The organism is Leptolyngbya subtilissima AS-A7 (assembly GCF_039962255.1).
Lineage (GTDB): Bacteria > Cyanobacteriota > Cyanobacteriia > Phormidesmidales > Phormidesmidaceae > Nodosilinea.
The window spans coordinates 166128-178852 of the sequence record NZ_JAMPKY010000007.1 but is presented as its reverse complement, the minus strand read 5'-3'; the positions used below and the strand labels follow the sequence as shown (position 1 = coordinate 178852).

General features: G+C 55.4%; 7 protein-coding genes, 1 tRNA gene, 2 pseudogenes and 1 CRISPR repeat array. Of the genes and pseudogenes, 4 read left to right on the top strand and 6 right to left on the bottom strand.

Annotation, left to right across the window (positions count from 1 at the left end):
- Positions 1-114: 114 nt before the first annotated feature.
- The 4 genes from NC979_RS16300 to hetZ form a co-directional block, all read right to left on the bottom strand.
- Complete coding sequence (locus NC979_RS16300) at positions 115-1410, bottom strand: aspartate aminotransferase family protein (protein ID WP_190517448.1); 1296 nt, start codon at positions 1408-1410, stop codon at positions 115-117.
- Positions 1411-1595: 185 nt separating this feature from the next.
- Positions 1596-3887, bottom strand: a complete 2292-nt coding sequence (locus NC979_RS16295) for a transglutaminase TgpA family protein (RefSeq protein ID WP_190517446.1) — start codon at positions 3885-3887, stop codon at positions 1596-1598.
- 63 nt (positions 3888-3950) lie between these two features.
- Positions 3951-4952 (bottom strand): hypothetical protein, encoded by a 1002-nt coding sequence (locus NC979_RS16290; RefSeq protein WP_190517443.1) that lies wholly within the window; start codon positions 4950-4952, stop codon positions 3951-3953.
- Positions 4953-4991: 39 nt separating this feature from the next.
- A complete protein-coding gene (gene hetZ / locus NC979_RS16285; protein WP_431191073.1) occupies positions 4992-6098 on the bottom strand; it encodes a heterocyst differentiation protein HetZ in 1107 nt (368 codons plus the stop codon).
- A gap of 405 nt (positions 6099-6503) precedes the next feature.
- Here hetZ and NC979_RS16280 point away from each other — a divergent pair, with 405 nt between their 5' ends.
- The gene (locus NC979_RS16280; RefSeq protein ID WP_190517437.1) at positions 6504-6977 is read left to right on the top strand and encodes a hypothetical protein; all 474 of its coding nucleotides are present in this window, start codon (positions 6504-6506) and stop codon (positions 6975-6977) included.
- Between the two features lie 59 nt (positions 6978-7036).
- Positions 7037-7108: transfer RNA gene (locus tag NC979_RS16275), tRNA-Val, on the top strand.
- Between the two features lie 615 nt (positions 7109-7723).
- Positions 7724-8276: a CRISPR direct-repeat array (repeat unit 37 nt; unit sequence CTTTCAATCGCTCCTGGGCCTCAAAGGGTGAGGCAAC).
- 436 nt (positions 8277-8712) lie between these two features.
- On the opposite strand, the pseudogene cas12k (NC979_RS16270) reads toward NC979_RS16275, so the two are convergent.
- Positions 8713-9465 (bottom strand): annotated as a pseudogene (gene cas12k / locus NC979_RS16270) (type V CRISPR-associated protein Cas12k); the annotation flags it as partial.
- Positions 9466-9500: 35 nt separating this feature from the next.
- Positions 9501-10433: pseudogene (gene cas12k / locus NC979_RS16265) on the bottom strand (type V CRISPR-associated protein Cas12k); the annotation flags it as partial.
- Between the two features lie 573 nt (positions 10434-11006).
- Between cas12k (NC979_RS16265) and NC979_RS16255 the strand changes: the two are divergent.
- On the top strand, positions 11007-11693 hold the full coding sequence (locus NC979_RS16255; protein WP_190517429.1) for a tyrosine-type recombinase/integrase: 687 nt from the start codon (positions 11007-11009) through the stop codon (positions 11691-11693).
- 491 nt (positions 11694-12184) lie between these two features.
- Positions 12185-12490: a hypothetical protein gene (locus NC979_RS16250; protein WP_190517427.1), complete on the top strand. Its 306-nt coding sequence runs from the start codon at positions 12185-12187 to the stop codon at positions 12488-12490.
- The last annotated feature ends 235 nt before the right edge of the window (positions 12491-12725 follow it).

The window sequence follows — 12725 nt, the reverse complement described above, 5'->3', positions numbered from 1 at the left end:
TGGCAAGCATTACCAACACGAAGCGTCCCCAGAGGGGAAAGCCGCCGGCTATTTTGGAGTTAGGGCGGAGTGAACAGAGCGTCCTAACGACCTAATAATGAACTCAAGCGTGTACTAAGCATGCTCCCGCTTAACCAGCATGGCCACAGCTTTCTCCACCGCCATGAGCGCCTGCTGCACCTCGTCAGCACTGACGTTCAGCGGTGGCACAAAGCGCACCACCTGCGGTCCAGCGGGCACCAGCAGCAAACCTTCATCCATCGCCGCTTTGACTATATCCACTGACTTAATGGTGGAGTTGGGCTGAAGTACTAGGCCATTGATCAGCCCCCAGCCGCGCACCTGCTCTAGCAGGGCTGGGTACTGCTGCACCAGGCGTTGCAGGCCAAACCGCAGCTGCTCACCGCGCAGTTTCACATTGCTCAGCAGGTTCTCAGACTCCAAAGTTTCGCACACCGTGAGGCCCACCTTACAGGCGAAGGGGTTGCCGCCAAAGGTGCTGGCGTGGTCGCCGGGTTCAAACACCGCGCAGGAGGCTTTGCACAGCAGCGCCCCAATAGGAATGCCGCCCCCTAATCCCTTGGCTGAGGTGAAGATATCGGGTTCAATGCCCAGATTCTCAAACCCCCAGAGAGTGCCGGTGCGACCGACGCCCACCTGCACTTCGTCGAGAATCAGCAGAATGCCTTTCTCGTCGCAGAGCTGGCGGATGCGCTGGAAGTAGGCAGTATCACCAGGGCAGACGCCCCCTTCACCTTGTAGGGCCTCTAGCATAATGGCGGCGACTTGGGGCGTCTCAGCATCCAACTCAGCAACTAGCGCCTCTAGGGCCGCGATGTCGTTATAGGGGACGTAGGCGAACCCCGGCATGAGCGGGTCAAAGTTCTTTTGGTACTTGGGCTGGCCGGTGGCGGTGATGGTGGCCAGGGTGCGCCCGTGGAAGCTGGCCTGGGCGGTAATAATCAGCGGATTATTGATGCCCCGCTGGGTGTGGGCGTACTTGCGGGCCAGCTTGATCGCCCCCTCGTTGGCCTCGGCGCCGGAGTTGCAGAAAAAGACGCGATCGCAGCAGGAATGCTCCACCAACCAGTGGGCCAGCTCCCCCTGCTCAGGGATGTAGTAGAGGTTCGACACATGGTGCAGGGTTTGAATCTGCCGAGTCACGGCCTCGACCATAGCTGGGTGGGCATGGCCCAGGGTGCAGGTGGCGATGCCGGCCACAAAATCGAGGTAGCGACGGCCCTGATCATCCCAAACAAAGCTGCCTCGGCCCTTGGTTAGCGCGATGGGGAAGCGCCCGTAGGTGGTCATCACGTCGGCATCAAACTGGTCCGGCGAGAAGGCGGTGCTGCCGTTGGTCGCAATATTGAGCGACTTGAGGGAATTTTCGACGAGGGTTTTTAGGCTCACGGTGGGGATAGGGGTGGGGGAGTAAGGGTGGGGGGTGGGAGGGTGGGGAGTAAGAACGATACAGCAGTTAATTATGCTAGTCGCCGCCTCACTAATGGCCTTGACTCACCGACTCCAACTAATGGATCGAGCATAACGGAAACCTCAGAATAATCAATGATTATCCTGAACCAATCGGGGCTGGTTTAGCGACGAATGAGCCGTTGGCGGGGGCTATCCTTTTTGCGGATGGTCTGCAATTTTTCGCTTAGGTAGGCGAGATTTTGGGGTTCACCGCCGTAGCGCCAGCGGACATAGGCGTGGGTAATTTCGTTAGCGGCCTGGGCGGGCTGAGGCCGGGTCTGCTGGTAGAGGCGCTGGCCATACTCGATGGGGGTTTCGGCAGGGGTTTTGCCGAGGCCCTGGTGGGCAAACCAAGTCAGCATTTGTTGATATAACCGCTCAGTGGGGGCGAGCTGGCGCAGTTGTCGGTAGCGCCAGCCTCGACGCAACCCTAAGAAGGCTAGCCAGGCGATGAAGCCAAAGGCGGTGGCGATCGCAATGCCCAGCAAAATGCCTACCCAGCCTAGATTTAGCAGCACGTTAAAGGTGCGTAATAGATAGGCGATCCCATCGCCAAGCAAGCTGACCAAGCCATCGACGAAGCCCACTAAGGGAGAGGGCAGCCAGCCAGCCAGCCAAGCCCAAACCCGCCGCACCGTGCTGAAGGTTTCGTACTCTCTAAGGCTAGGCGGAATCAGCTCATGGCCGGGGATGGGGTCGAAGCCAAACCAACCGTATTGGGGAAAATAGACTTCGGTGAGGGCATAGGCATCGGTATTGCGCACCACGTGGAACCCGGTGAAGGGGTTAAATTCACCCTCCCCAAACCCTGCCACCAGTCGCGCTGGGATGTCGATGGAGCGCAGCATGATGGTCAACACGGTGGAGAAATGGTCGGGGTAGCCTCCCTGGGCTTGAAACAAAAAGTTCTCAACGAGATCTTGCTCAGCGCTGAAGAAGGGCAGCTCGGGTTGAATGGTGTAGCGCTGCTTGAGAGCCTGGGCCAAGTAAAGGGATTTTTCGTAGGCATTGGTCAGGGGCACCGGGGAGGTGGCAAGCAGCTCCTCGGTTTTAGCCCTTACCGGCTTTAGAATCTCCTCCGGCACCTGGAGGTAGTGGGAGCGAATGCCGGGGGGATAGCGGGTGCCCGCCTGACCCAGCAGGGTGCGATCGCGAAAAGGCACCCGCGACACCACCGTATAGGTCATGCCTTCCTGCAAGATCACGGGTGACCTAAGACTGCCTTCGGCGTCGATGGCCACCTCTCGAGTTGGGAAGTAGAGTTGTTTAGGCTGATACATCGCCGGAATCAGGTTGGGCAGTTCGCTGACTAAGGTGTAAGTCTGCACCACCTCCCGATCGCGGGACAGGGTTGGGTCCATGGGCAAAAAGGTTTGGGCCGAAAACCGCGATCGCTTTAGCGTCTGGGTATCGTCATTGCGGGAGATATCCCAGCCCTGGCCCGTGTAGGTGTCAAAGGCCAGCACTCGCCAAAAGCCCGGTGCCTGAGACCTGACTCGCATCACCACCTGGGGAGTCATGGTGCCCCGCAGGTTTTGGTTCATTCGCTGGTTAAAGCCGTAGTAAGAAACGGTATCCACCACCCCAGGACCAGTAGACTTGCCCTGCCCTCGAATGGTGCCAGCGCCGTCGCCAAAGCCGTCGCCTTCGCCGTCTTCACCTTCGTTTCGGTAGGCCGAGTTGAGAATATCCTCCCCCGAAAAATCTCCTGGCGTGTCGATCACCGAACTCACCGGAAAATTCTGAATCTGGTAGCCCGGCAGCCGGGGCAAAAAGACAAAAATCAGCAGCCCCAGGCCCACAATCAGCCCCATTAGGCCCAAAAACCGCCCTAGGCTAGGCCGCAACTTGATCTCGCCCCAGGCGATTGGTCCTAATCCCAACCGCGACTGGTAGTCGAGCCTCAGCACCGGCACTGCCAACGCCAAAAACAGCAGCAGCAGCGGTGCAAAGGCCAAGGTCTGGCTGATAGTGGCAGCCACCCCCAGCAAGATCAAGCCAATCATCATCGAGTAGCCCAGGTCTTTGCGGCGGGGTAGGTCAAAGCTGTGCAGCACCTGCAGCTGCACCAAGAGTTCTGCTAGCACAATGCGGGTGTCGCCGGGCGCTTCGAGCAGCCGAGAAAAAAACGCCGCCAGAGCCACTAGCATGCCGATGGCAATAAGAAATTTCACCGCGATGTTGCGATCGCGTCGCCGCTGCCAGCTAAAGGTTGCTCCCACCGCGCTTAGGGGTATAGCCAGCAGGTTCCACCACGAAGCCGCAGTCACCCCAGCGGCGGCTACCACCACCGAACCAATGCCTACGGTAACTAACCCCTGCACCAGCACCCGCAGCAGCCGCGAGTCTTCAATTTCATCGTGAGGGATGGGCCGAGTTAAGGGAGAAGAGGCCAGCCAGCGGGACGCGACCATAGACAAACCGGAGGAGGGTCGCCTCCATGCTAACCGCTGGGCTAGCCCCTGCCCAGAGTCACTCTAGCGCTCAGCAATCATCACCTGAAAGCTCAGGGGGGCCACCTGGGCTTCCCCTAGGCTGACATCCAGACGATGCACAGCACCGGGCTGGGTGGTCAAGCGCAGCACCAGCTCGCCGGGGGTAGAGCGTTCGGAGCCAACGGTTTCGCCCAGGCTGGTCAGCACCAGGCTACCGTCCGCCGGTAGCACCGCCTTGACCTCCAGCTGTCCGACAGCCGCGTAGGCCGCCTGCACCGTCAACAGGCCAGAGGCCGTGAGCCAGGTCTGGGTTTGGGTGGGGTTGGCTTCTCCTACCGTCAGCGATAGGGCTTCAAAGATGCCTTGGGCAGCCAGCATAGCTAGCGCCACCTGCTGCTGCGTCGAGGCCGTGTTGTAGTCTACCTGGGTCAAAGCCTCGGTTTGAGCTGACCGGTAGGCCGGTCGAGCCACCAGCCCAGCAATGTATTCCAGGGTTTGGGGTTGATCTGGAAACAAGCCTTCGACCGCCGCTACCAGTCGCCGACCGGTTTGGCGAATGTCTTGAGCCACCTGCTGGCACTGGTTGAGCAAGTCAGCCAGCACATCTTCAGGCACATCGCCGGGAACCGAAAGATTTCTAAGGTGGTCTAACCAAATAGAGGCGGCGCTAGGGCGCAGGGCATCGGGATAGTCTTGCAGACCTTTCTCCCAAGGAAACAGAGGCGGGCGATGGGCAATCTCTTGCCGCAGGCGGCGCTTCAAAAGGGCTTCAAAATGGGGTTGCACAGTGGATAGGTCTCCAGAGTCAAAGACAGGGGTGTAGCTGAGGTTGAGCGCATCATCCTCTGAAGCCGCTGGCGCTGGGGTAGATGTCTCAGGATCAGGGTAGACCGGAGGGGTAGGTAGCCCTGCCCTCTCTAGCTTCGCCGTGTCAGCGTCAGTAGCCGGGGAAAAGCGCGTTCCTGATGGTGAGTCATCCGCCGAAAGTGGCTCTAGCAGGAGCTTTAGCAAGAGGTCTTCGGGGATATCTGAGTCTCTATTCATGGCCTGCTACGGTCTGTCCGGATGGATGTTTGACGGATATTAAACGTTACGAATCTCCCAGGCTTGCTCTAGGAGCTTAGTCCACTGCTTTTGAAATTGGGTAGCGGTTATGCCCAAGATTTTAGCGGCTTCGCCATCGGGTATGCCCTGCTGTTTGAGGGAGAGCAGTCTGGCTTGCTTAGTGTTGAGGCTGTCTTGCAGCTGTTGCCACTGCTGGGCGGTTAGGCCCAGGTTAGTTTCTAGGCCCGCCTCTAACCATTCATGCACCAATTCCCAGTGATGGGACAGGGCAAAGCGCAGCAGGTGGTACTTAAACCGCTGCTGGAGGTAATCGCGCTGCCGGGGGGTCAGCCCTAGGAGAGCCTCGATTTCGTGGGTGGGCAGGTCGAGCAGTCGCAGGGTAAAGTAGTCGGCACACTCATCCTGGTTGCGCTCTTTAAGATAGGCCAGCAGCTCTTCGACTACCCGCCCCCGCAGGGAGTTTTCGGGCAGATCATCGGCCTGGGCGATCATCTCTTCGCGCACCCGCTGGTGGGAAGCGGCGGGGCGAACGTCATCGCCGTCGCCGCCGTAGTCGGTGGCCTGCTCGATGTCGATGGCGACTTCGGGGGGCTGCTGCTTGGAAAAGGTCTGGGCTCGCAGGATGATCAGCTGCTGGCTGCGCCGGCCGGGCAGCGGAATACGCCGCTTGCCGTAGCGCTCAGAAAAGGCCATGAACTCAGCCAGCTCAAGCAGCGTGCGGGGCTGATAGCGATCGCCCAGCTGATTTTCCCGCCGAAAGGCGTTGAGCGCCTCGACGTAGAACCCCTGGAGAAAATCTTCGATCAGCGCCAGCCGAGCTGGGTAGCTGGTTTGCGCCTGGGGCGGCGTAATGTAGCGGTATACGATGGCGCTGAGGGTGCTGTGCAGCTCAACGCGGCCCTGGCGTGACCCCAGGTTGTAATATTTGAAACACTGATCTAGACGGTGTTTGCCCAGCGATTTGGCCCAGGCTTCAACATCGCCGGATGACTGAATGCGATCGCTCTCGTTACAGATGCGCTGCACTTCGCTAGCCAACCGCTGAGCCATCGCCTGGCACCCCGACTCTGGGGCACCAGTACCATTCTTTAAATCTTGGTAGAAAAGCTGGCTAAGCGAATCCACACTCAACGCACAGATACCCTGACTCAATCTGGCTATCCTCAAAAAGCTACACAGACCCGTGGAGCGATATTCAGGTTTTTAGGAACGTGGTGGATGCGCCCGCTGCGACCTTGGGGTGAGCTATAGCGGTTAGCTAACGAGACCAATCTAGACGCAGTAGGTAGAAAAGTCTGAGTCTAAGTAGATTGGTTGCCCAAGAATTGCAAGCTACCCAACACCTTAACATCTGTCCGTAATTTTATGGATGCGGGGCGAGGCACCTCGCCGGTAGCCCCCTGCGGTAAAGTGATGCTAGATCAAGCTCGATGGTTCCCTGGAACGGTCTTCAACCATCGCCATCTTTAAATTTCTTGGCCCAAGCCGTCACCTTCAACGCTAGCCCCCAACTATCCCTCAGAACCCGCTATGGATCTTGATGCCCAAATTGTCTCCCTCCAGCACAGTGCCCCCAACGATGGCGTAACTGGCAACGCCATTACCACCATTGCGCCCACCCTCAAGGCGATCGCCGGGCAGCTCAAGCATGAGCAATACTACGTGCTGCAAACCCTAGAGCAGGGCTGGATGATGACCACCCTCAGTAACCGCACCCAGCCCAACAGCCAAAAGAATATCGTCTACGCCTACCCCACCCTGCAAGACGCTGCCACCAGCCAAGCCACCGTCAAAGATCCCCAGGTCATGGCTCTGCCGGTGCCCGTGGTGCACATCCTGTTTCAGCTGCTGGCTATGCAGCCCATCGACAGCCTGATCTTTTTTGAAACGCCGGGGCAGGTAAGCCAAGGTGTCGAGATTCACCGTCAAGACATGCAGGCCCTAATTCAAGCACAGCTTCAGCAAGCACAACAGGGCAGCCCAGTCCCTCCTGATATGGCTTGACCTGAAATTAAGATTTTCGCTAAACCGCCCCAGAAGATGTGCTATCTTAAAAAACCCAAGGGCGATTAGCACAGTGGTAGCGCGCTTCCTTCACACGGAAGAGGTCACTGGTTCGAAACCAGTATCGCCCATACTGTCGAGTGTCGAGTAACGATTTAGTTGTCGTCGATAACACTTTAGTGTCGTCCTAACGGGTTCGATGTCGTCTTAACAGTCTGATGTCATCAAAAGCCTTAAGATCAGTCGATAACACTTTAGTGTCGTCCAAAAGCGCTTCTATCAGCCTAGTGTGAAGGAAGCGCGCCTTTCAATCCACCCAAGTCAAGAATAACGCAAACCCAGTGTGGCAGTACGCTTGTCCTGAAAGACATTAGTTCAGTTTGCTGGGACTTTAGCTTCTAAGCCCAAATGGTGAGGCAGCTTGCCCGCGCGTGATGCTGCATCAGTTCGTTTTATGCGTTCAAGACCTCCCAGTCCTCGAAGGGGGAGGCAACCTTGTCGCATGGGGAATGCTTGATTACGTCGCCTTCCAATGCTCCCAGGCCTCAAGCTGGGGAGGCAACCAGCGATTTCACCCTTATCGTAGGGGTCTGGCTTGAGCTTTCAATCGCTCCTAGGCCTCAAAGGGTGAGGCAACAAATGCCCCCGAGCTGCTGGACATTAAGATTATCGACTTTCAATCGCTCCTGGCCTCAAAGGGTGAGGCAACCCATTGCCATGCCCAAGTGGAAACTCTCAACCGAATTCTTTCAATCGCTCCTGGGCCTCAAAGGGTGAGGCAACTACGGAAAAGACCGTAGAGTAAACCGGCAGCAGGACTTTCAATCGCTCCTGGGCCTCAAAGGGTGAGGCAACTCACACTGCCCTCGGGCTCTGAGCACATTGTTAGCCTCTTTCAATCGCTCCTGGGCCTCAAAGGGTGAGGCAACGCCTTGAAACGTTTTTTAGGGCCCAATTGTATCGTCAACTTTCAATCGCTCCTGGGCCTCAAAGGGTGAGGCAACGATTACGCTTCCCTAAGAGGATAGCGTAGCTGGCTTCTTTCAATCGCTCCTGGGCCTCAAAGGGTGAGGCAACCTGCCTAGCCATGATGGTGTTGACCTTTGCTTTAGTTCTTTCAATCGCTCCTGGGCCTCAAAGGGTGAGGCAACCCAGCGGCACGTTTGACGCCAGCAACTACACTACGATCTTTCAATCGCTCCTGGGCCTCAAAGGGTGAGGCAACCCCCCCACATAGCCCCCGACAGCGGCGCCAGAGACAGCTTTCAATCGCTCCTGGGCCTCAAAGGGTGAGGCAACCCCTGTGATCTACAGCCCGTATCCATCAAGCGTTTCAATGGCCTTTTTGGCAAAGGTTACACTGTTACAGCAAGAAAAGGATTTGGGGTACTGGTTGGGCTACAGCCAATAAGCCGAAAGCCTGCCACAATAATGGCTTCACTTTTTTGGCAAACTCCCTAGAGATTTCGCCCTTGCTTAGGTTTGCCAAATTTAGGGTTTGGGTGGATTCCTCCTTGATCGGAGGTGTAAGCGGTAACCATCACTACAGGACCCATGCTCTCCGATCGCCAGCGCACCAACGACCTTGCGGGTGGACAGTTACCTGAGCCAGAAAGCAAGACTACTTAGCAGATAGTCAAACTAGCTCGCATTTTGCACAACACATTGGCCATTACTGGCATGAGCTGCGGCGCTAGAAACAATGTACTGGTACCCATGAACCACTGTCAAGAATTTAGCTGACTTTGCGGGATTGAAAGCCTGCAATCGCGATCTCTCGTGCTTTGTCCTGCAGAGTACCAATGGAGGGCTGTTTTATCGTTTCCACGGTTAGACCTGCTTGCAGAGCCTTGCTCTCGATCTTCTGCGCTAGCCGACTATAGCTCCAACGGTGAATGCTGGTGCGATAGTCTCGGGCATATTTGGCTTGGATTTCCTTAAGGGCAGTCTTTTGCTCTGCCTTGGCCTGTATCTCACTCTCGATGACCTCGCGGATGTTGGTTAGATCACCAAGTACAATGCTGCTGGCGTTATACCGCTGGACGGTTTGGACGATGGCTTTAGCTATCAGCGAGTCAATATGGTCTCCTAGTCCACCCTCAGAAACGCGGCTGGAAGCAAACTTTAACTGGTTGCTGCGTCGTTGCTGGGCTTTTTGCTGTTGGCGCTGGCGCTGCCGATTGAGCAGCTTATGATTGTCGCCGAGCAGTTGCCGAATACTTCTATAGGCAATGGCTTTGCCTGTGGTGACATCCACGATAGCTAGAGTGGCGGGTTTATCTAAGCCAAAGCTGACACCAGCGAGGATTGCTGGACTTCCCTCATAGAGGGGGCGGCTAGGGCGGGGAAACGGGTTTTGAAGCAGAGCTAAGGTTTTTTCCCGCTTGCGAACAAAGTCTTTCTGCTGGCTGGTCAAATTACCTTTGGCCTTTGTACCAGAGATTACCTGGGCAATTTTAGAGGCTTTTTCTTGGCTAGCTTTTTCGGTACCTTCCTTGGTTCATCTTTGCCAGCGCCTAACCGTCAACCGATGCGACCCGAGCGGAGTGTTAGGGCACCAGCAGAGTGTAGTTTGCCTCCCTGTTTTTTGATGGTTTGATCGTCTAGGAAGCGTTTAAACCAGTGGAGCTGACGGGTATCGCAATAGACCTCAAAGGTGTGCTCAGCTAGCCCGTTGAAGCGCACGCAGAGTCGCCCCTTGTCATTCTGAGACCAGTTCAGGTCTTCGTTGGTTTCGTAAGCTATGGGAAAAGGTAGAGAGCTAGAGTCTGTTTGTAGATCGGCTGCCCATAAAGCAATCTCGGTTTCATCTTCTGGAACTTGCTGAACGATCATCTTGAGGGTGTCAAGCCACTTCTCGTTGGTTAAGTCGCGCCCTTTTGGTAGTCGAGTGCGAGCTAACTGCTCAATAATCCGCTCTACCCGAATTTCGGCTTTACGGCGGCGCTTCTGAAATTTTTTGGGATGCTCTGCTTTCGTGGGAATCTGGCAGTTATTTTTTAGCAGATAGGCGATCGCGCACTTAGACAAATCTGTTTCTGCGGTTTTGTATGCCTCAAATAGCCAAGGATAGAGGCTTTTACTGGGTTGGGCAGATTTCTGCTTTTGAGTCTTTTTCTGGGGGTGAGGAGATTTTTTTGATTTTTTGGCACTGGGGCTAGGAGGTGCTTCAGCCTCAGCCTTGACCAAAAGCGCTGCTGCTTCGGCTCGCATTACCTCTAGGTCTTGATTACAGGCAGCTATGAGTTCATCATCACTCTGGAGGACGGTGAGCCAGTGAGTTTGACCATCTAACCGGCTGTATAAGCGACGCTGCTTGGTGAGCCATGACTTATAGATTCGCTTAACCGAATCTCGGCCAGCGTAATACCAGCGCCCTGGCATTCCCTGAAAGGCTGAATCTTCTTTCAGATTTTTGCGCAGGTTTTCAAAAACGTCGGCAGGAATTTTCCCGTTTTGGTTCCACTCTTTACTCCTTCAGATTGTCTAACTGACGGTAGAGCGTAAATTTTCCACCCCGTTTATATGCCTCCGTCCCCGGCGAGACCACCTCTATAATTAACGGCTTCGCGCTCAAAGCAATGCTTCGTCTGTGGGAGCAAGTTGCAAGACCGCTGCTCAGGTTGCTAGGAACCCATTGCCTCTCTCAAGTTCCGGTTCTGTCCCTACTGTGGTAAATCCTATAGAGGGAGTGAAAGTTGATGAACTTTCATTGAGATTGAAAGGTAAGACCCCTCAATACATGACACTTATTCTGTTAAATTCTGCCAGATAGTAGCAGCTAAAATACGACAGTTAATTTGTTAGTTCTCGAGGAGGCGACACATATAATGTTAATCTTGCTAACGAGAATTGGGTGCTCGGCAATCGCTAAAACCCTTTTCTATCAATAGTTTAGCGATTTTTGATTAGATGACAAAAGTTTGTTAAGACGACGGATAATCTGTTACTCGACACTACTGCTATCTGGGGACCAAAGATACACCCACAAATCGGGAGCTGGCTCAGAACCGCGCTGAGCTTTTGGCGGTGGATTTGAAGAACGGCACCTTTGACCCAACCAAAGCGAAGTACCGTCTGTTTCCGAAGCAGGAGGTTGTCCAGAAGACAGGGGAGCCGCGACGGCTCGATGAGCTATGGGAGCTGTACCGCAAGACCCATCGATTTGATGCCGATAGTACGGAGGATGGCTACCGCTATGCTCTGAAGAAGCTGCAAGCGTTTTGGGGTGAAAAACTGATTAAGGGGCTACGGGAAGAGGACGGATTTAAGTTTGTGGACTGGCTGATGGAAAAACCGCTGAGCCAGGAAACACGCAAAAGCTACCTGTACCGGATTCGAGATGAGTGGCAGTGGGCAGCCCGACGGGGCTACGGGGTGGAACCGGATCCGTGGACGGAGGCCATTAAGGGGGTGAAGCTGACGCAGAAGCTGCCGTCGCCGTTCACCCGCGTGGAGATTGAGGAGCTGATCAGCATTTTTCAAACAGAGGAGCGGTTGACCCACTATGCGGACTACGTGCGGGTGGCGCTGAATCTGGGGTGTCGGCCTGGTGAACTGCTGGGGCTACGGTGGAAACATTTGGCGAAGGACTTTTCGCGGGTGAATATTTTGGAGCAGCTGACCCGCAAGAAGGAGCGGAAGCTGCCCAAGAAGGGGAAGACGAGGGCTATTCCGCTCAATGAGACGGCAAAAGAGATCTTGAAGCGTCGGTAGGATGCGGTGTGTATGAGCCAAGGGGTTGAGCAGCCATCCCCGGACAGTCTCATTTTCACGTCGGTGCGAGGGAAGCCAATTCATACGGGGAATTTTCGAAAGCGGTATTGGCAACTGGCGCTGAAACTGGCGGAGATTCGATACCGGAAGCCCTACACAACGCGGATATCTAGAATTTCTCATTCGGTGGAGGAGGGGGAGTCGATTGGGTCGATTAGTGCGGTGTCTGGCAATACGCCGGAGACCATTTTGCGTCGCTACGTCGGCAATGTGAATCCGGATATTAAGCTACCAAATTTTTAGCCAATGGTCGTTTCTTGCCTTGCCCTTAGGAAGATTTTCTGTAGGAGAGTATCCTACATAGGTTAGTAAAAAGAACGCCGAAAAAGGCCGAAAAGGCTTGTTTTGTGAAGATTTGAGAGGCATCGCATATGGGCGGATACGCGAGTTTGTCATATCAATACCGTACCCACAACAAGGAAACAGAACCGATGTTTGAATATCTCGAACCTGATGCCAGCGGCGCATCTAATCTTCCGCCGTCTTCACACAGCACCTCCCAAGTTCGTCCAGAGCGGGTGCGCCACATGCTCTACGGCAGCCTCGCCGGCATCGATCGCACCATCAAAATCCTCCACACCCTCGGCTACACCGACCCCAACGACTGGAGCGACCCCATCCCCGTGCCGCCCACCAGCGGCACCCCTGACCCAACCTCCCCAGCAGGCACCACGCCAGCATCGAGCGGAGCCGAGATGTGGATGGCGATCGCCACCAAAACCGTGCTGATTGAGTAAAGCCCTCGCCCGCCCTCGACGGACTACCCATTGCTGTCGGGGGCTGCGATCGCCAAATCAAGCCCACTGCGATCGCAACTTGGCATACTCAGCAGCCCGCTTAACAAACTAAGGCCGCTGCAAAGCAAAGTGGCACAGCTGTATAGCGAAGTGGCATAGCTGTTTAGCTTACACAGGCCGATGCAAAGCGAAGTGGCACAGCTGTTTGACATACACAGGCCGCTGTTGAGCAAAG

Bases quoted from the DNA above. Each gene is read 5' to 3' on its own strand.
- NC979_RS16295 (WP_190517446.1), bottom strand. From the start codon at position 3,887: ATGGTCGCGTCCCGCTGGCTGGCCTCTTCTCCCTTAACTCGGCCCATC.
- NC979_RS16290 (WP_190517443.1), bottom strand. From the start codon at position 4,952: ATGAATAGAGACTCAGATATCCCCGAAGACCTCTTGCTAAAGCTCCTG.
- NC979_RS16280 (WP_190517437.1), top strand. From the start codon at position 6,504: ATGGATCTTGATGCCCAAATTGTCTCCCTCCAGCACAGTGCCCCCAAC.
- NC979_RS16250 (WP_190517427.1), top strand. From the start codon at position 12,185: ATGTTTGAATATCTCGAACCTGATGCCAGCGGCGCATCTAATCTTCCG.